11 protein-coding genes are annotated in these 17,177 nt (G+C 42.4%); 4 read left to right on the top strand and 7 right to left on the bottom strand.

Going from position 1 to position 17,177, the window contains the following annotated elements; genetic code table 11:
- Nucleotides 1-2: 2 nt before the first annotated feature.
- Nucleotides 3-1,970, top strand: a complete 1,968-nt coding sequence (locus J8Z25_RS03940) for a response regulator (protein ID WP_178926631.1) — start codon at nucleotides 3-5, stop codon at nucleotides 1,968-1,970.
- On the opposite strand, the gene J8Z25_RS03945 is transcribed toward J8Z25_RS03940, so the two are convergent.
- The 3 genes from J8Z25_RS03945 to J8Z25_RS03955 are packed head-to-tail and all read right to left on the bottom strand — an operon-like array spanning nucleotide 1,957 to nucleotide 5,661.
- Nucleotides 1,957-2,955 (bottom strand): LacI family DNA-binding transcriptional regulator, encoded by a 999-nt coding sequence (locus J8Z25_RS03945; RefSeq protein ID WP_250661698.1) that lies wholly within the window; start codon nucleotides 2,953-2,955, stop codon nucleotides 1,957-1,959. The two genes, J8Z25_RS03940 and J8Z25_RS03945, sit on opposite strands and share 14 nt — an antisense overlap.
- A 21-nt stretch (nucleotides 2,956-2,976) precedes the next feature.
- Complete coding sequence (locus J8Z25_RS03950; protein WP_250661699.1) at nucleotides 2,977-4,308, bottom strand: glycoside-pentoside-hexuronide (GPH):cation symporter; 1,332 nt, start codon at nucleotides 4,306-4,308, stop codon at nucleotides 2,977-2,979.
- A 24-nt stretch (nucleotides 4,309-4,332) separates the two neighbouring features.
- Complete coding sequence (locus J8Z25_RS03955) at nucleotides 4,333-5,661, bottom strand: GH1 family beta-glucosidase (protein ID WP_250661700.1); 1,329 nt, start codon at nucleotides 5,659-5,661, stop codon at nucleotides 4,333-4,335.
- A gap of 230 nt (nucleotides 5,662-5,891) precedes the next feature.
- On the opposite strand from J8Z25_RS03955, the gene J8Z25_RS03960 reads away from it, so the two are divergent.
- From J8Z25_RS03960 to J8Z25_RS03970, 3 genes are read left to right on the top strand one after another with little or no spacing between them, the layout of a single operon-like run.
- On the top strand, nucleotides 5,892-7,160 hold the full coding sequence (locus tag J8Z25_RS03960; protein WP_130049588.1) for a sugar MFS transporter: 1,269 nt from the start codon (nucleotides 5,892-5,894) through the stop codon (nucleotides 7,158-7,160).
- Nucleotides 7,161-7,169: 9 nt separating this feature from the next.
- Entirely contained in the window at nucleotides 7,170-9,686 is a 2,517-nt protein-coding gene (locus J8Z25_RS03965) for a glycoside hydrolase family 3 protein (RefSeq protein ID WP_250661701.1), read from the top strand.
- On the top strand, nucleotides 9,677-10,702 hold the full coding sequence (locus J8Z25_RS03970; RefSeq protein ID WP_239976886.1) for a glycoside hydrolase family 16 protein: 1,026 nt from the start codon (nucleotides 9,677-9,679) through the stop codon (nucleotides 10,700-10,702). The genes J8Z25_RS03965 and J8Z25_RS03970 overlap by 10 nt, the downstream gene beginning before the upstream one ends.
- Before the next feature lie 65 nt (nucleotides 10,703-10,767).
- Here the strand turns inward: J8Z25_RS03970 and J8Z25_RS03975 are convergent, their stop codons facing one another.
- From J8Z25_RS03975 to J8Z25_RS03990, 4 genes are all read right to left on the bottom strand, one after another.
- Nucleotides 10,768-11,793, bottom strand: coding sequence for a cupin-like domain-containing protein (locus J8Z25_RS03975; RefSeq protein WP_178926634.1), 1,026 nt, complete (start codon nucleotides 11,791-11,793; stop codon nucleotides 10,768-10,770).
- Nucleotides 11,778-12,503 carry a SapC family protein gene (locus tag J8Z25_RS03980; RefSeq protein WP_178926635.1) on the bottom strand — a complete coding sequence of 242 codons (726 nt, stop codon included), beginning with the start codon at nucleotides 12,501-12,503 and terminating at the stop codon, nucleotides 11,778-11,780. The genes J8Z25_RS03975 and J8Z25_RS03980 overlap by 16 nt, the downstream gene beginning before the upstream one ends.
- Before the next feature lie 20 nt (nucleotides 12,504-12,523).
- Nucleotides 12,524-14,065: a tryptophan halogenase family protein gene (locus J8Z25_RS03985; RefSeq protein WP_250661702.1), complete on the bottom strand. Its 1,542-nt coding sequence runs from the start codon at nucleotides 14,063-14,065 to the stop codon at nucleotides 12,524-12,526.
- Between the two features lie 91 nt (nucleotides 14,066-14,156).
- Complete coding sequence (locus J8Z25_RS03990; RefSeq protein WP_250661703.1) at nucleotides 14,157-17,105, bottom strand: TonB-dependent receptor; 2,949 nt, start codon at nucleotides 17,103-17,105, stop codon at nucleotides 14,157-14,159.
- Nucleotides 17,106-17,177 lie beyond the last annotated feature (72 nt).

Consider the following 17,177-nt stretch of genomic DNA (forward strand, 5'->3'; position numbering starts at 1 on the left):
GAATGTTAGATAAGGTAACCCGATTACTCTTAGTAGAAGACGATGAAGATGACTATATTCTCACCTGCGACTACCTAGAACAATTAGGTTCCCATACATTCGATGTTGAGTGGTTAAGCTGCCCAGAACAAGCCATTAGTGTGCTTAGCGAAAACAAGCATGATATTTGTTTGTTAGATTATCGCTTAGGTGCCTCTGATGGCTTAGAAGTGCTGAAACGGGCCGTTGATAACGGTTTTCGCGGTCCGATTATTATGCTGACAGGGCAATCTGATGAAGCTCTCGATTCTGCAGCACTTGATGCTGGTGCGGTTGATTATCTTGTCAAGAGTGAGATGAACTCTAGCCGCTTTGCCCGTGCTATTCGTTATGCTTTAGCTCGCCGAGATGTTGAAGATGAGCGTGTAGAGCGCTTAAAAGCCGAAGCAGAAAACCGCTCTAAAGACCGCTTCTTGGCACATTTAAGTCATGAGTTACGTACACCATTGTCATCCATCTTGGGTTACACTGAGTTACTTATGCACAGCGATAAAAATCTACATGCCCAAAATGAGTTGAGCGTGATTTATAGAAATGGTAAGCACTTATTGAGCTTACTCAATGATGTCCTCGACCTATCAAAAATAGCGGCTGATAAACTTGAACTAAACTGCTGTGATGTCAATTTAGATAGTTTAATGACTGATGTTTATACCCTAATGCGTGTCTCAGCGCTTGATAAAGGCTTAACTCTTAATTTTGAGTCACAACAGGCACTACCTCTAGTGATCAATACCGATGCTACTCGGTTGCGCCAAATTCTAATTAACATCATTAATAATGCTATTAAGTTTACTAACCAAGGTGAAATTACCGTTCGTGCTTGGACTGCTTGGGTCCAGGAGCGTGAAATGCTGTTTTTTAGCATTAAAGATACAGGCTTAGGTATTCCAGCAGAAAAACAAGCATTGATATTTAAGCCATTTGAACAAATTGCTGATGTTGAATCCCGAGATGTGGGGGGAGCAGGGCTTGGCCTTGCAATTTGTTCAGAACTACTGAGCCGTATGCAAGGCAGTATTGAACTTGAGTCAACCCAAGGCGTGGGCTCAGAGTTTACTCTTTCTATTTACCCTGGCAACATTCGAGATATTGAACGCCAAGTACTTCGCTTTGATTCAAACCCAGATTTTCAGCAAAAACTAACCACGCTTAAAACAAGTGGGCGGGTATTAGTGGTAGACGACCTAAAAGATTTACGCAATCTGGTTGGTCATATGATCACCAGTACTGGCGCAGAAGTAGAATATGCAGAAAACGGTAAACAAGCGATTGAAAAAGTAGCTAATGCAGAGCAAGCAGGTAAGCCTTTTGATATAGTATTTATTGATTTGCATATGCCCGTTATGGGTGGCAAAGAAGCCACTATTGAGCTTCGCAAAATGGGTTATCAAGGGCCCATTATTGCCCTCACCGCCGCCACTATGAAAGGGGTGAAAACAGAATTAAGTGCGCTTGGCTTTAACGATATGATTGCAAAACCTGTTGATGCTGGGTTGCTTTACCAAGTGCTAAATCATTATATTTGCGAAGGTAAAACTGAACCTGTGGTTGAGCAAGATGACAGCCCTGAAATGACCATACAGAGCACTCGCTATTTATTGGTGGAAGATGACAGTGATGCGGCGCAAATCACTCAGTTATTGCTTGAAAGTTTAGGTGTTGAAACGGTAATAGCACCAAACTGTGTTGCGTGTCTTGCGACACTCAAAGACGATCAAAACTTTGATAAAGTCTTACTCGACATGCACTTGCCAGATGGTGAAGGCCTTGATTTAGCAAGCGAAATTAAACAGCGCCACCCTAACTTAAAGTTAGTTATTGTTAGTGGCGCAGAGCCAGAGCCTAAAAAAATCGAACCTCTTGAGATTGAGCAAGTCCTCTTAAAGCCGATTAATCTTGGCTTGTTATCAGAGCTTATTGACAGCTAATTGAATGCCTAACTACTAGCTCAGGTTCAAATAATGTTTGTAGCGGTGGGGTTTGTTTTTGATAAACATGATTTAACACCCAGTCCGCTGCCATACGACCCATTTCATCTATTGGGTAGTTAACCGTGGTCAATTGTGGGTAAACATGGCGGGTGAAAAACACGTTATCGTAACCCATAATCGATAATTGCTTAGGTAAAGTTAAACCTAAATCTCTAGCACTTGCCATGGCACCAACCGCCATTTCATCATTGGCACATATCAAAGCAGTGAAAGGATGCGTTTGTTGATGAAGGGCTTTTAATCCTTCATAGCCGCTCTCTTCCATAAAATCACCTTGGAATAATAAGTTTTCATCAAACTCAAGGTTAAACTCATGTAGTGCTTGCTTATGTCCTTCTAGGCGGTCTTTGGCATCTTGTTTCCAAAGAGGCCCGCTGATGTAGGCAATTTTTTTATGACCATGCTCTAAAACATGTTTAGCAGCTAAATAACCACCTTTGATATTGTTAAGCAGAATACAGCGGTCACTGAGTTCACTGATATAGCGGTTGATCAATACAAAGGGAGTTCGACCTTTACTGAGTTTAATAAGATACTCGTCGCTAACTGCTTCAACATGCAAAATAAGTCCATCGCAATTACGACTAATCAGAAATTCAATGCCTTGTTTTTCGCGTTCTTCATCACTATGACCAGCAGCAATAATGAGATGTTTGCCTTGATTACGAAAGGTATCTTCAATGCCACTCATCATAGGCCCGTAGAATGGACCTTGTAATTCAGAGACCAATAAGCCAACACTGTTAGAGCAATTTGATGCCAATGACTGAGCAATTGAATTAGGTCTATAGCCAAGTTTATCCATTGCAGCAGTGACCTTTTTACGGGTGGTATCACTGACATTTGCATTGTTGTTCATTACTCGTGAAACGGTTGCAAGGGAAACACCTGCAAGTTTCGACACCTCATAAATGGTGGGCATGTTATTCCTTACTAAACAAAGTTATGGATGCTGCTTTAACGATAAGTCGGCACTGATCTGCTCAACTGTTTGATTATCAAGAATATACCTTTTCATGATAAAAGCGACAAGCATACTACCTATTGCAGGGTAAAGGGTAAATGAAATTAAGATACCCGAAAGTGTCTGCTCACTCAGTTCGGTATTTGCTTCATAGCCATAAAATGCGAGTAACCAACCTGCAATTGCACCACCAAGGGCAAGACCAAGCTTAATAAAAAATACTACGCTCGCGTAAACAAGGCCTGTCAGTCTTTCACCAGTTTTCCATTGCCCATAATCTATGGTGTCAGCCATTTTTGCCCACAATAAAGGGGTCGCCATTTGCGTGAAAAAACACCATAAAAAGTACACCACAAAGGCAAGTATCAGCTGCTTGCCAGGCAACCAAAATGCCACGCAACTAATTGCTGCAGAGATATATTGCAAACGAATATAGGCGGTTTTCTTATCAACTCGTTTACTCAGTGGGTTCGCACAAGCACAACCAAGAATGTTACCTATCATACCGATGGTAACAAAATAAGTGACTAGCTCGGCTTCACCAAGTACATATTTTACATAGTAAATGGCAAGGGTTGTACGTAATACCATACTGGTTAACAGCATAAATGCAGCAAAGCACAACACCTTAAACGGGCCATTTTGCCAAAGCGTGCTCATGCGGTTTTTCCAGCTTAATGATGAGCTGTTATGAGCCGCAACGCGTTCTTTGGTAAAGCGAAAACAAATTAAAAATAGAATGACGCCTAAGCCACTCATCAAGGCCATAGTGAGTTGATAGCCTGTGGCGTTGTCACCTTTTCCAAGCCAGTTGACTAAAGGCAAAGTACAGGCGCTGACAATTAAGCCGCCGAGCATGCCAAATACAAATCGATAAGACTGAATAGATACTCGCTCTTTAGGGTCGCCACTTAATACTCCCCCTAACGCTGAGTAAGGAATATTAATAGCGGTATAAACCAGCATCAGTAAAGTGTAAGTAACAAAAGCGTATATTACTTTACCTGACTCAGGTAGGTTTGGCGTGGTGAAGGTGATCATACTGATCACCCCGAATGGTAGGGCAAGCCAGAGTAAGTAGGGACGATAACTTCCCCACTTAGTACGGGTTGAATCAGTTAAAGCCCCCATCAATGGGTCAGTAATTGCATCAACGACTCTCACCACTAAAAACAAGGTGCCAACAATAGCGGGTGAAATACCAAAGATATCAGTATAGAAAAAAGTTAAAAATAACATCACTGTTTGAAAGATGATATTACTTGCTGTGTCGCCTAATCCGTAGGCTATTTTTTCTCTTTTAGTCAGCATGTGTGTTCTCGATTGTTGTTATTTTTATCGCTGTTTAAGTAGTGTGCGATATTGTTTTGCGCTTTCTTTTAAAATGCGTTGTTGGTTTTGATAATCAATATAAACTAATCCAAAGCGCTTTTCGTAGCCATACGCCCATTCAAAGTTGTCCATTAAGCTCCACGCAAAGTAGCCTTGAATATCGACGCCTTGGCGAATTGCATCACAAACCGCATTTAAGTGGGTATGATAATAATCTACACGTTCAATGTCGTTCACTTCACCGTTTTCTAACGTGTCGGCCATGGCTGCGCCATTCTCAGTGATATATATTTTTGGCAAATCATATTGCTGATGCAGTGATACCAAAAGCTCAGTTAAACCTTGTGGGTAAACTTCCCAGCCCATATCTGTAACACGTACACCCGCAAGGCTTGCTTCTTCAAACCAGCCATCAGCGGTATTTTTGTAGTGTATGCGGGTATAGTAGTTAACGCCAATAAAGTCGACGGCTTGGCTAATTATCGCCATATCGCCAGCAACAATAGTGGGCTTAACTTCATCAGCTAAATCATTAAATAAAGATGGGTAAGCGCCTTCTAAAACAGCTTTGATATACCATTGATTATGGTACTGATCAGCAAGTTCTGCGGCTTTTATATCATCGGCTGTTAAAGGGTAGGTCGGGCTGAAGTTTAATACGATACCCGCTTCTGTTTCTGGGCAGTTTTTACGTAATACTTGCATGGCAAGGCCATGAGCAAGCAATAAGTGATGAGCTGCTTGACGACCTGCCTGTTGTGATTTAATACCAGGTGCATGTACACCCACCTCATAACCCAAATAGGCACTACAAAAAGGCTCGTTCAAGGTTGCAAATGAATCAACCAGGTGACCCAAATGGCGAGTCACAAGTTCGGCATATTCTTTGAATTTATAGGCCGTTTCACGATTTAACCAGCCACCATTATCTTCAAGGTATTGGGGTAAATCCCAGTGATATAAAGTAACATAGGTTTTAATATTACGTGCTTTTAAAGCTGTTAATAACTGAACATAAAACGCCATTCCTTGCTCGTTTACCGAGCCATCTTGAAGCATGACTCTAGGCCACGAAATAGATAAGCGGTAAGCATCTACGCTCAAGTCTACAATCATCTCGACATCTTGCTGCCAACGAGCAACATGGTCACAAGCTACATTACCATGACTTTGGTCTGCGATGGTTCCAGGCTTTTCACAAAATGTATCCCAGATACAATCGAGGCGTTGCTCGCGTGCACCTTCAATCTGAAATGAGGCTGTTGCAACACCGAAAGTGAACTCGGGTTTGAGTAAAGGTGAATCAGGTAACAGTGAAATTGATTTATGCACAGTTGATACGCGTCCTTCGGGTTAGTGTAAGACTTAGCTGATTAGAGTTTAGACTCGGCTGTAAGCGCTTACAATTTTTCCGCAAATAAATTGCTAAATATGATTAATATGTTATAAATGTAAGCGCTTACATTTAATGTTGCAACATATTTCGCTATTTGTTGTTAGTGATTAAGTACCAAATTTTGCTGTAACAAACTGATAAATATAATTAACTAGAGAAGAAAATTATGGCTCATGTATCAACTCCTGTTTCGGCTGCTTCAAGCCAAGCAGATATGCCAAAGCAACACTTCGCACTGGCATCATTGACCACATTATTTTTTATGTGGGGATTTATAACTTGTCTAAATGACATATTAATCCCTTACTTAAAAGGTATGTTTTCACTTAACTATACGCAGGCTATGCTCATCCAATTTTGCTTCTTTGGTGCGTATTTTGTGATGTCAATTCCGGCAGGTAAGTTGGTCAGTCGAATTGGCTATCAGCTTGGTATTGTTGTGGGTTTGGTGGTTGCATCCGTTGGTTGTGCACTATTTTACCCTGCCGCTGTTGCCCATGTTTATGAGCTATTTTTACTGGCCTTGTTTGTACTGGCATCAGGTATCACTATTTTACAAGTATCTGCAAATCCTTACGTAAGCGTACTTGGTCCGCAAAAGACAGCCTCTTCACGTTTGACTATGACACAAGCATTTAACTCATTAGGAACGACGGTTGCGCCAATTTTTGGTGGTTGGTTGATTCTATCTGAAATTAGCCAAGCCACGGCAGAAGAAGTGAAGCTACCTTATTTAATGTTGTCGTTAAGCTTATTAATACTTGCCGTTATCTTCGCATTTTTAAAGCTACCAAAACTAGGTAAAGAAAGTGACAGTGAAGCGGCTCATCAAGATTTAGAAGACTTTGTTGATTTAGGCAGTGTTTGGCGTTATCGCCATTTAATTTTAGGCGCCGTAGGTATCTTTGTGTATGTGGGCGCAGAAGTGGCAATTGGTAGCTTCTTAGTGGGCTTTTTGACCCTTGATAATATTGCGGGTTTAGCAGAAAAAGAGGCCGCTCATTATATTAGTTATTATTTCGCAGGAGCCATGGTTGGTCGCTTTATTGGTGCGGCTGTAATGCAAAAATTTAATGCAGGTAAGGTATTAGCATGTCATGGCTTACTTGCCGTAATGCTTGTTGTGATTGCCATGACGGGTGAGGGAAGCCTTGCTATGTGGGCAATTTTACTCGTGGGTCTATGCAATTCGATTATGTTCCCAACGATTTTCAGCCTAGCGCTACATGGTCTTGGTAAATACACCTCTAAAGGCTCAGGCATTTTATGTTTAGCGATTGTGGGTGGTGCAATTATTCCTCTATTACAAGGTATTTTAGCGGATTCTATTGGTGTGCAAATGGCGCTATTTTTACCAATTGCATGTTACTTATACATTACTTACTTTGCGCTGGTTGGCTCAAAAGTATCGACTCAGACTCAGCAATCATCATAGGTGAAAAAAATGAAATTGAAAAAAACATTCACTCTCTGTTCGTTAATGATGGCAAGCGTCAGCATGCTAGGTTGTAGTGGGCAAGACAAGGTTACACACGTGAACGCTGAGCAAGAAATTTGGCCAAACATCGAAACAGGTATTGCAGCAAATCCAGAGATGGAAGCAAAAATTGCGAAAATACTCACAAATATGACTCTAGAGCAAAAAATTGCTCAAATGATCCAGCCAGAAATTCGCGATATTACCGTTGAAGATATGCGTAAATATGGCTTTGGTTCTTATCTTAATGGTGGTGGAGCATTCCCTAACAATGACAAACATGCCAGCGCCGCTGACTGGATTGACCTTGCTGAGAAAATGTATCAAGCCTCTATAGATGACTCGCTCGATGGTAGCTCTATACCTACCATGTGGGGCACCGATGCAGTACATGGTCATAACAACGTTATTGGTGCGACATTATTCCCACATAACATTGGCTTGGGTGCGACAAATAACCCTGAGCTAATCGAAAAAATTGCAGCTGCTACAGCGCAAGAAGTGATGGTAACTGGTATCGACTGGGTGTTCGCGCCAACTGTGGCTGTTGTGCGTGATGACCGCTGGGGTCGAACTTACGAGGGCTACTCTGAAGACCCTGAAATTGTTAAATCTTACTCAGCAGCTATCGTTAGAGGTTTGCAAGGCGCGGTTGATGACGATTTCTTATCTGATAAGCGCGTAATTAGCACTGTTAAACACTTTTTAGGCGATGGCGGTACCGAAGGTGGTGATGACCAAGGTAATAACACGGCATCAGAGCAAGAGTTATTTGATATTCATGCGCAAGGTTATGTTGGTGGCTTAGGTGCGGGTGCACAAACCGTGATGGCGTCATTTAACAGCTGGAATGGTGAAAAAATTCACGGCAGCAAATATCTACTTACCGACGTGTTAAAAGGCAAAATGGGCTTTGACGGTTTTGTTGTCGGTGACTGGAACGGCCACGGTCAAATTCCGGGGTGTACTAATGGCAATTGTGCACAAGCCGCAAATGCGGGCCTTGATGTGTATATGGTTCCGACAGATGCATGGAAACCACTATACGAAAACCTCATCAAGCAAGTGAAAAGTGGTGAAATTGCGCAAAGCCGAATTGATGATGCGGTAACGCGTATCTTACGTGTAAAAATGCGCGCTGGTTTGTTTGATAAACCAAGCCCAGCTAAGCGTCCGCTTTCTGGTAAAACAGAGATTATTGGCAGTGCTGAGCATCGTGCAATTGCAAAACAAGCGGTACGTGAATCATTGGTGCTTTTGAAAAATAAGCAAGCGTTATTACCTCTATCACCAAATACAAATGTATTAGTTGCAGGTCAGGGTGCTGATAACATTGGCATGCAGTCTGGTGGCTGGACGATTACATGGCAAGGCACAGGCAATGAAAATAGTGACTTCCCGGGTGGTAGCTCTATTTTTGATGGCATTAAAGCAACCGTTGAGCAAGCCGGTGGGCAAGTTCAATACGATGAAAATGGTGCCTTTGAGACTAAGCCAGATGTTGCGATTGTAGTATTTGGTGAGCAGCCGTATGCAGAAGGCAATGGTGATTTAGATAACCTTGAATATCAACGCGGTAATAAAACTGATTTAGCACTTCTTAAAAAGTTAAAAGATGCGGGTATTCCTGTGGTGTCACTATTTATTAGTGGTCGCCCAATGTGGGTGAATGCTGAGCTTAATGCTAGTGATGCGTTTGTTGCAACTTGGTTACCTGGTAGCGAAGGTGATGCAATTAGCGATGTTATCTTTAAAAAGCAAGATGGCTCTATCAATCATGACTTTAAAGGTAAGTTATCTTTTTCATGGCCAAATAATCCTGTAGGTAACCAAAATCGTGGTGATAAAGATTATGCGCCACTACTGCCTTATGGCTTTGGTTTAACTTATCAAGATAAAAATACATTAGCGGATGACCTGAGCGAAAAATCACAAGTTTCTGCTAAATTAGAAGACTTAGTATTATTTGAACGTGCCGTAAAAGCACCATGGTCACTACAGTTGCAAAGTGGTTCTGAGCTGCAAGCTATGACCAGCAGCCGTGCAGCATTAAATGCTGTTAGCGTAAAAACCTTTGATAAAGACGTGCAAGAAGATGCGCGCGCAATCAGCTTTAATGGTAAGGAAGCAGCTGCTGTTCGTTTAATGGCGGCGTTCCCGTCGGATCTGCGCTCATACGTTGAAAAAGCTGGTCAGTTAGAAATGCAAATTAAAGTAGATCAAGCTGCTGATGCGCCGTTAATGCTAGGTATGCAGTGTGGTGAAAACTGTGACGGTCAATTTGATATTAGCAAACAAGTTAAAGGTACAAGTGATTGGCAGACGCTAACCGTTGATTTGAGCTGCTTTGCTGAACAAGGTGTGCAGCTTGGGCAAGTGTTCTCACCGTGGCAGTTAGCTACTGAAGGTGCATGGCAAGTATCAATTGCTAAATTATCATTAAGTAGCTCACACACGCAGGACTCTTCAGTCTCATGTCAGTAAAACCATATGTCGTTATTTTGCTAACAGGTGTACTTAGCGCCTGTCAGCAAACTGCTGAGCCTGTCAAAGCTAGCTTAGGTGATGGATGGCAGTTAGTTTGGCAAGATGAATTTTCACAAAATACTCTTGATTTGGCTAAGTGGCAACATGAAGTCAATTGTCGAGGTGGCGGTAATGATGAGCAGCAATGCTACACCGCACGAAGTGAAAACAGTTTTGTCAAAAATGGCTTATTGCATATTGTTGCTCGGCAAGAGCAATACACTGGGCCTTTACATAATCGCGATGAAGTAAGCAGCGATGCTGAGCGAGAAAAGGTGGCAACACAGCCTTTTACTTCTGCACGTTTACGTACTAAAAACTTAGCTGATTGGCGATATGGCCGTTTTGAAATTCGCGCTAAATTGCCTGCAGGACAAGGGGCGTGGCCTGCGATTTGGATGTTACCTACTGATTGGCATTATGGCCGCTGGGCATCTTCAGGCGAAATAGACATCATGGAAGCTGTGAATCTAAAGACCCTTACTGATGACAAAACAGCGCCAACAGGTAGCCTTGAGACACGCGTACACGGCACTTTGCATTACGGTGGTCCTGCGCCAGAAAATGTCTACAGTGGTACGCCTTATCGTTTCAGCGAAGCAGATAACCCGGCTGATAATTTTCATGTTTATGCCCTTGAATGGCAACAAGATGAAATTCGTTGGTATGTTGATGATGTTCATTATGCGACATTTCACCACGACCATTGGTATTCAACATCACAACAACAAGACGGCTCGTTTATAGAAAATAAGGGGTTTGCTCCATTTGATCAGCGTTTTCACTTACTCCTTAACTTTGCTGTAGGCGGAAACTGGCCTGCAAATGTGAATGACAAAGGCGTTGATTTTGCGGGTTACCCTAAGCAAATGCTGGTCGATTATGTACGTGTTTTTCAATGTAGTAAAAATATTGAAACAGGCATTGGTTGTGCAACTACACAGCCATCTGCAGTACAAATAAAGGGTAAGTAAATTATGAGCCAAAAGCCTGCAGATACATCGCCGAACTCGTTGTATCAGCTGGCTTTTGGTTCATTCTATCGGTTGAGCTTTTGTAGTAATAGCTGTCTTAACCTTCTCGCTGTTATTTCGTCGATATCTGCTAATATCCCTTGTACAGGCTCAGCTACATGGCTTGCTAAATCCACATCATCAGCAAAGACATAATGATTAAATAGTTGCTGCCATTTCTGCTTGTGCTCGTTTGGTAAGTCTTTAATCGCCAACATACTGTGCAGCATGGCATCAAATGGGTTTGCCAAATACTCTGGGGCTTGTCGCCACCAATAGTTTACTAATACATTAAATGGACTGGTCGCGCTAACCTGATGCCACCATAGAGCAGGTATATAGATAGCATCGCCAGGGGTAAGGGTAGCTGATTGAGCCTTTGAAAGAGCCTCTTTAAAACGTGGAAAACGGCTCAAATCTGGGTTACTAAAATCAACTAAGCTAATTGCTTGTCCAGCAGGTGTAAACTCCAGCGGGCCAACGTAAAGGTTATTGACCTGATCGGTTGGCATTAGAGTAAAAGTGCGTTCACCAGCTGCAACACAAGCTAGGTTATCGGCATTGTCATAGTGAGCCGCAATCTGGCTATGATTCCCCACCCAGAGGCTTGTAAGGCAATTATAATCGGTCACTATTAATGGGTTCTCAAGGCTAAAGCCCGGAGCGCAATACTCTACTGCAGTGGAACCCATATACAACGAATCATTATCGGTTTGCGACAGTTTTAATGCTAGTTTTTGCAATACAGCCTGAAGACTATCGGCGTGCTGTGAAAAATTAAGCCCCGATAAATCAGCGTTATAAAAATACCGACCATGATGAATTGCCTCGCTACTAAAGCTTCGCACCGGAGCATTATTGGCAAGACCTAAAAGATAGTCTAAAGCGCTTTTAGAGCCTTGTTTAGCTGCAATCACTTGGGGCCAATCAGCACAGAGATCTCTTATTACCAGTGGTTCAGTAAGCTCAGCTAAAAAAGGTTTAAGATCAGCAATGCTTGAAGCCTGGCATTCTTTTATTGGCGCAGCCGCAAACATTACTGCTGAGCCCATTTTCTATTAAGCAAATGAGGGATTTTTTCCATTGATGCCAACACCATATAAATAGCCTGCAAGTCACCTTGCTGTTGTAACTGCTTAAGTTGCTCAGCGGTTAAATCGTGTAGTACCTGTTGGTTAATGGTATAAAAGCCGTTCACTGTGACTTTTTCGCCATTTTTATCCGCATATTCAATACTGAAAGATTCGAGTAAATTAACGCTAAGTAAACGCTCAAAAAAGTGGTTAATTGTTTGATGTTCTTGATGTAACGCGTTAAGTACTTGAGCAATATGGTTTAAATAATCGCTATTACCACCATGTTCAAGAAAAATTGCTTCGCCATCGCGTGTGCTTATGCGTGGGCTATCTAAATCAATATGTACCACCAGTGATTGCTCAGGAATGCCATTGTTATACTGAGTTTGTTGACCAATTAAAAATGGCTGGCGCTGCATACTCAGTGGTAAGTAACTCAGCTGTAATTCACCTTGTTCGTTAAGCAGTAAGTTCTCGCCATTTTCAAAACCAAATAAAGCTAAGGCTTCGAATTGACCTGTTTGAGGGTGCTTACGAAATACGATAGGTTGATTTGCTTGGACTTTAGCAAATTCACTTGGAAATACGGTAGCGCAGCTAATATTATCGCCCCAGTTAGCACCGCGTGTGGTGATGACTTTTAGGTCTTTATGGCTGATGTTATCAAGTAATACATGATTGGCCATTGGGCCTCCTAATGCTGAGATTAAATAGGTTGTATGCCAAATTGCTGAATATGATTTAACAGCTCGCGGTTAGTTGGTAGTTGTTGTAATCCGCGTTTGGCTTGTTGTTGGTTAGCACTAAAGTGCTCAATAATAGCCGTTGGCATTGCAAGTACAGGGAATTGTGGTAGTTGTTTCATACCATAAAGTACATACTGGTAACTGGCCGCAGAGAAGACCTCTTGAGTGCGGTCAAAGTCGTTTAGCCACGGGCTTTGATATTGCCAAAGTGCTAAGTTTTCTTGCAGCTGCGCAGGAATTGAGTTTGCCTCTTTATGAGCTTGCCAATAGGGGCTAGTGCGCTTTGACAGCACATAATGCAGCTTTAAAAACTCAATGATACGTTGCCAGCGATAATGGCATTGCTCATCAAAACGCTTTGCCAGTGTCGGCATTGCTGCACGATGAGTGGGGAAATTGGCAAGTAAATTATTAAGACCAAGTTCCACCATGACTAACGCTGAGGCTTCAAGTGGTTCAATAAAGCCTGCAGACATACCAATAGCTAAACAGTTTTTATACCAAAAACGGCGTCTATAGCCGGGGTTAAAACTGATTTCACGAAATTTCAATTCACTTTGTTCTGTGCCAGGCTGGGTTTTTGCAATGTATTTGCTAAGTGCATGTTTCGCATCTTCGCTACTGGCAAAGCGGCTTGAGTACACCATACCAAGACCACGGCGGCTTTGTAGGCCAATATCCCAAATCCAACCCGCATCTTGAGCAGTGGCTTTGGTATAAGAAAGAATCTCTTGTTGCGGGTTTAAATAAGGTACCTGAACGGCAACTGCTCGGTCGTTAAATAGCACATCTTGTTGCTCGATTAGTTCGATACCGTAATGCTGATGTAACAGCTTTGCGTGGGTGCCAGAGCAATCAATAAATATATCACCCGTGATAGCGCCATGATCGTGTGTTTGTAATGAACTAATATAGCCATCCTCATCACTATTGATGCTTTCAACATGGCTGACGATATGCTCAACTTTTAGTTTTGTAGTGCAGTGCTGTTGCAGCAGTATGGCAAACTTACCAGCATCTAAATGATAGCCATAGTTTGCTTCACCTTGATAGGCGCTATGTAAGTGGTTTTTCGGCGCTTTATGGTGATCGCACAAGTAGGTTTGGCTTGCCACTGCGTGACTAAAACTCACGGCATCTTTGTTGGCAAACCAGTAAGGTGCAATATTTAATTGCTGATAAGCCACCGGTAAGCTGAATGGGTGATAATAATGTGCGTCGCCTTCATCGTCGCACCAGCTATCAAAGCGTGAACCCTGTTTAAAAGACGCATCACAGCGTTGAATAAATTCACTTTCGCTAATGCCGATGGTTTTTAAGGTTTGTCGCATGGTTGGCCAAGTACCTTCACCAACACCTATAGTGGCAATATCTGGCGATTCAATTAGTGTAATGTGTGCGTTGTGAGTTAAGTGGGGTTGGGCAGCAATTAAGCCTGCAGATAACCAACCCGCAGTACCCCCACCTAAAATGACGACTTTTTTTACTTCATTCTGTTGCATGTTCAAGGCTACCTAAAATGCTATATAGACAAACTAGCATAATTGCGAAAAAAAAAAGCCGCTGTTGAGCGGCTTTTTTGACAACAAAATGCTAGAACGAGTAGCGGAAGCCGATGTTATAGCGCGCACCGTATTGGTTTGCACGTAACAGCTGCTCTGAGTAACGAACGTAGGTACGTTGCGTTTCGTCTGTAAGATTTAGACCTTCAACAAACACCGTTAGTTTTTCATTAACTGCGTAGTTCACATTGATATCCCACTGGCCGTAAGACTCAGTAAAGATAGGTGAAGCATGTTGGTCAAAGCCTGTTAAGAACTCATCACGCCAGTTATAAGAAATACGTGCTGATAAACCGTCTAAATCATAAATTGCTGAGAAGTTAGCTGAATCACTTAAACCAGGTAAAGCAAATTGATAGCCGATTGCATCTCGGTCAGCTTCAACATCACCAAATACGAAAGTCGCGTTGGCTGCAATACCAAAACCTGAATCACCAAACATATGTTGAGCTGCCAGTTCCCAGCCCCATAGATTTGCTGTTTCAACGTTGTTATCACGCGAAATGAAGAAGCTTGCGAGTGGATCTGTATCGTTACCAACGATAGGCGTGCCTTCTTCTGTACCTTGGTTTTCGTTGATCTTATCGTGAATTGCTTGGTCAGATGGTTGCTCACCTGCAGCTGCTAAATCTTCACGAGCTTGCTCTGCACGATCACCAATGAATGGGTCAGTAATGCCGTCGATCGTTTCTTCAGTTGTAATATTAACTAAGAAGTTATCAACTTGCTTACGGTAGTAACCTGCTGATACATAGCTGCCTTCACCGTAGTAGTACTCAAGTGATAGGTCGATATTGTCAGCGGTATAAGGTTTTAAGTTTGGGTTACCTACAGCAACTTTTCGTTGACCAACTTTAGGGTTACCTAAAAATGACGTTGTTGAACGAAGCGCGCCAACTGGAGGGCGAGCAAGGCTTCGGCTGTAAGAGAAACGAGCGATGACGTCTTCAACTACCTCGATGTTCATATCGATGCTAGGTAAAAACTCTTTGCTGCTACCTTCACCATTTGAGAAAGAGCGCTCATCAGCGTAAATGTATGACCACTCGTTACCGTTAACCCATTCCATTGCAACAGCAGGGCGCTCTAAGCTGTTTGCTGTAACATCCGTTGATTCGTAACGTAAACCCGCAGTGATGTTCACTGGCATACCGTTGAACTCTGTTTCGAAGTTAGCTTGTGCGTATACGGCTGTTGTTTCTTCGCTGACACGGTGATCGTCATCGATTGGACCTGATTGCACCATACCATTTACATCAGCAGGCCAGCTACATGCACCAATGCCGCCATCTGGGTGATCACAGTCAATGCTTTCTGCAATCGCAACGATGTCATCAAAATCAGCATCATAATAGTAATTTAATAGCTTATCGCTACCACCGCCAGAGAAACCGTCAAGTAAACCTGAGCTATCTACTCGAGTGAACATGCTGTCATCGTACCAATCAGCAGAGTTTAACCACCAACCAGCAGCTAGCTGACCTGAATAAGCAGTCGTGGTGCGGAAGTCGATTTTAGTGTGTGACATACCAAAGTTAATGCTCGAAAGAGCACCGCTGTCCTCATTATACCAAGTACCTTTTAGTTGATATTGGTCAAGGTCATTCGTGTTAGTGTCTTTGTTTACACCGGCGAAAAGCGTCCCCATGTCGCTAGGTAAAATTTCTGCTTGGCCATTAGTTAAGGTCATATCGATTAGCGGAATTTCGCCTTTGCTGAAGTCAGCCATTTTTTCGTCGATATTGACGGTTGGGTTTTCACACCATGAACATGAGGTGTTACCGATTATCATAAATGCATCATGGCCAATACCAACACCGGCACTTTCTGCCGATGAGTTGTGTGCATCAAACTCAATGTTTAAGTTGTCTGTTACTTGCCAATCAATGTTTAAACCAAGCGATTTATTTTCGTTGGTTGTCGCGCCACGATTTAAGTTTGTAGAGTAGTCACCACCAATCTCAGTTACTTGAGTGTAAGTACCGTTTTCATTGATAGTTGCAGCACTTACGTTACCGCCATTATTGAACCAAACACCAAAGCTACGACCATCTTTTTCAAACTCAAGCTTTGAATACGTGTAATCGACTGTCGCTGTAATACGGTCATTAGGTGCATATTGCAGCACAAGTTGGCCATTGGTACGTTTACGTGAATTGTCAGAAAACGCGTAACCAGCATTCTGAGGATACCAAGTAGCACCATCAGCGCGTTGGTTGTTATCTGTGACAGCTAAATCAGGAGATGATGAAATATCAACATTTGGGATCCAGTTATCAACCGCCATTGATTGTTCACGGTTATCACGCTCTTGCACTGAACCTGAAATTAAGATACCAAATTTGTCATCGTTGAATGTGTTGCTGTAAATACCTGAAAGTTCAGGTGTTACATCGCTACCTGTTTCGTTTGATGTATCGTGAACGGCTTTTGCGCCAATCGATGCGTGTAGGCCAGGATTAGAGAGAGGTTTTGCAGTGGTGATATTAACGGTTGCACCAATACCACCGCTAGGGATATCAGAGCGAGCTGTTTTGTATACCTCAACACCACTCACACTTTCAGTTGCGATATCACCAAAATCAAATGAACGACCACCGGTTGTTGGCATTTGACGATTGTTAAGCGTTACTAAGTTAAATTCAGGACCAAAACCACGAACTGTAATTTTGCTACCTTCACCGTTACTTCGGTCAATAGACACACCGGTAATACGTTGTAAAGATTCAGCTAAGTTGGTATCTGGGAATTTACCAATATCTTCTGAAGTAATTGCATCAACAACACCTGCAGATTGACGTTTGATATCCATTGATTTTACAAGACTTCCGCGAATACCGGATACTTGTATTACTTCAATATCACTCGCTTTGTCGGGCTGTTCTTCGGCGACAGCTGAGTGAGGAACTAGCGCGCTTAGACCCATTGCCATAGACAGGCTAATAGCAAGCTGCTTTTTCTTGAAAAGTGTGTGGTTCATGCAAATCTCCAGATTTGGTTTTAAATAATGTTGTCGTCTATTTTTTTGTAAGCGCTTACATTTTTTTCCAAA

Origin of the sequence: Pseudoalteromonas sp. SCSIO 43101, assembly GCF_023650775.1 — a bacterium.
Classification (GTDB): domain Bacteria; phylum Pseudomonadota; class Gammaproteobacteria; order Enterobacterales; family Alteromonadaceae; genus Pseudoalteromonas; species Pseudoalteromonas apostichopi.

Bases quoted from the DNA above. Each gene is read 5' to 3' on its own strand.
- J8Z25_RS03970 (WP_239976886.1), top strand. From the start codon at position 9,677: ATGTCAGTAAAACCATATGTCGTTATTTTGCTAACAGGTGTACTTAGC.
- J8Z25_RS03960 (WP_130049588.1), top strand. From the start codon at position 5,892: ATGGCTCATGTATCAACTCCTGTTTCGGCTGCTTCAAGCCAAGCAGAT.
- J8Z25_RS03965 (WP_250661701.1), top strand. From the start codon at position 7,170: ATGAAATTGAAAAAAACATTCACTCTCTGTTCGTTAATGATGGCAAGC.
- J8Z25_RS03945 (WP_250661698.1), bottom strand. From the start codon at position 2,955: ATGCCCACCATTTATGAGGTGTCGAAACTTGCAGGTGTTTCCCTTGCA.
- J8Z25_RS03980 (WP_178926635.1), bottom strand. From the start codon at position 12,503: ATGGCCAATCATGTATTACTTGATAACATCAGCCATAAAGACCTAAAA.
- J8Z25_RS03975 (WP_178926634.1), bottom strand. From the start codon at position 11,793: ATGGGCTCAGCAGTAATGTTTGCGGCTGCGCCAATAAAAGAATGCCAG.
- J8Z25_RS03940 (WP_178926631.1), top strand. From the start codon at position 3: ATGTTAGATAAGGTAACCCGATTACTCTTAGTAGAAGACGATGAAGAT.
- J8Z25_RS03985 (WP_250661702.1), bottom strand. From the start codon at position 14,065: ATGCAACAGAATGAAGTAAAAAAAGTCGTCATTTTAGGTGGGGGTACT.
- J8Z25_RS03990 (WP_250661703.1), bottom strand. From the start codon at position 17,105: ATGAACCACACACTTTTCAAGAAAAAGCAGCTTGCTATTAGCCTGTCT.
- J8Z25_RS03950 (WP_250661699.1), bottom strand. From the start codon at position 4,308: ATGCTGACTAAAAGAGAAAAAATAGCCTACGGATTAGGCGACACAGCA.